Below are 2,161 nucleotides of genomic sequence, written 5' to 3'. Positions count from 1 at the left end.
GCCTTGACCATGCCGCCCTCGGTGAACAGGCGCTTGGCGACGATGCCGTTCACCTGCGGGCGCACTTCGGCGACCAGGAAGGCATTGGTACGGCCCGGCAGTTCGCGGGTCAGGCCCACGGTCTCGGGCTTCAGCGTGACCATCTGCACTGCCATCGGTCCGGGATCGTGGCCCATCGCGGAAGGCTGGCAGGCAACCAGCAGGATGCTGCTGACGAAAATCAGCCAGCGGCGGGAACTGCACAACAGGGAATGGGACAAGCACATCGCTCCACGCGTCAGGTGCGGGGCCCCCGTCGCCTCCCGTGGCGATCGATGCAGCGTTCCGCCACGCGATGAGACGGCGAGACAGCTGCAATAGGTATGAGGAAAGTTGTATCTAGCCCTGAAAGCAAGCCAGGCCTTCAGCCGCAGGAAAGCTTTCCTGCTGGAACGTGATCGACAGGGGATGAGATCCCCTCGAAACGGACAATGCCGGCCAGTGGCCGGCATTGCCGTCGATCACCCAGGTAGAGCCGGCCGTTGGCCGGCTCTACCTCAGCTGCGCTCGTGCCAGCCGCCGCCCAGTACCTTGTACAGGGTGATGCGGTTGGACTGCTGGGCCAGTTCGGCCTGCAGGCGGGTCTGCTGCGCGGTATAGGCGGTGCGCCGTGCATCGAGCAGGGTGACGAAGCTGTCCAGGCCGGCGTCGTAGCGTGCCTGCGACAGGCGATTGGCCTGTTCGGCGGCTTCCACCAGGCGCTGCTGCGCGCTCACCTGCTCATCCAGGCTGACATTCAGCGCGAGTGCGTCCGCGGTTTCGCGGAAACCCACCTGGATCGACTTCTCGTACTGCGCCAGCGCGATATCGCGATCCGCATTGGCGATGGAAAGGTTCGCGCGCAGCTTGCCACCCTGGAAGATCGGCAGGGTGATCTTCGGCAGGAAGCTCCACACGCGGGTGCCGCTGTCGAACAGGTTGGACAGTTCATTCGAGCCACTGCCGATGCTGCCGGTCAGCGAGATGCTCGGGAAGAACGCTGCACGTGCCGCACCGATGTTGGCGTTGGCGGCCAGCAGCTGGTGTTCTGCAGCCATGATGTCCGGGCGCTGCAGCAGCACGTCGCTGGGCAGGTCGGCCGGCGGCGGGGCCAACGCCAGCAGCTGCGGTTCGATGCTGTCCGGCAGCAGCGCCGGATCCAGCTGGCCTCCGGCCAGCAGCGCCAGCGCGTTGCGGTCCTGGGCCAGCTGGCCGCGCAGACGTGCGGCATCCGTGCGCGCGGTTTCCACCAGCGTACGGGTCTGGGTCAGTTCCAGCGCCGAACTACCGCCACGTTCATGGCGGGCTTCGGCCAGGCGCAGCGAATCCTCGTAGGTCTTCAGCGTCGCTTCGGCGATCTTCAGCCGCTGCGCGTCGGCCCCGTAGGTCAGCCACGCGGTGGCGGTCTCGGCCACCAGGCTCAGCTGCGCGTTGCGGCGGTTGGCGGCCACGGCGAAGTACTGTTGCAGTGCCGCTTCGCTGAGGTTGCGCACGCGGCCGAACAGGTCCAGCTCGAACTCGGCCACGCCGACGCCGGCAGTGAACTGCTCCGTGACGCCGGCATCGGTACCGCGACGCTCCATCTGGCCGGTGACGGCCACGCCGGGCACGCGATCGGCGCGCTGCACGCGGTACTGGCCGCGCGCGCGTTCAACATTGAGCACGGCCACGCGCAGGTCGCGGTTGTTCTGCAGCGACTGCTCGATGACCTGCTGCAGGCGTGGATCGGTGAAGAAGTCCCGCCAGCCGACGGCGGCGACATCGGCCACCTGGCCCTGTGCAGCTTCGGCCGGCCACTGCGCTGGGATGGCAGGTGCAACGGCGGTGTTTTTAGGCGCCAGGGTGGAGCAACCGGCCAGCGCAAGCGCGGCGGCCAGGGATACAGCAAGAGAAGAGAATTTCATGGCGACACCTTGGGGGTCACGGTGGTAGCGGCCGGGCCTTCCCCGCGGCGTAGCGGGGTGGGCTACGCCGGGGCCCGGCCGGGGCGTACCGTATTTATAAACTACTTGTATTTTGGGTTTACAACCCCCTGAACAACCACAACAAAAACCGCCACAAAAAAAACCCCCATTCCCGTCGCCCCCACATTGCGCCCCCGCCCCCCGGGGGCGGGGTATTTTAAAAAAATAACCGTGCGCCC

At 66.5% G+C, this 2,161-nt stretch carries 1 protein-coding gene and 1 pseudogene; both read right to left on the bottom strand.

Annotated features, from left to right (window positions below; genetic code table 11):
- A pseudogene (locus QRO91_RS22345) lies at window positions 1-221 on the bottom strand (efflux transporter periplasmic adaptor subunit); the annotation flags it as partial.
- 315 nt (window positions 222-536) lie between these two features.
- Complete coding sequence (smeF, locus tag QRO91_RS22340) at window positions 537-1,922, bottom strand: multidrug efflux RND transporter outer membrane subunit SmeF (protein ID WP_049431838.1); 1,386 nt, start codon at window positions 1,920-1,922, stop codon at window positions 537-539.
- Window positions 1,923-2,161 lie beyond the last annotated feature (239 nt).

This window comes from Stenotrophomonas maltophilia group sp. Smal32, from assembly GCF_030237085.1.
GTDB lineage: Bacteria > Pseudomonadota > Gammaproteobacteria > Xanthomonadales > Xanthomonadaceae > Stenotrophomonas > Stenotrophomonas maltophilia_Q.
Note: the sequence above shows the minus strand (reverse complement) of the source record. Positions and strands in the feature narration are given on the sequence as shown.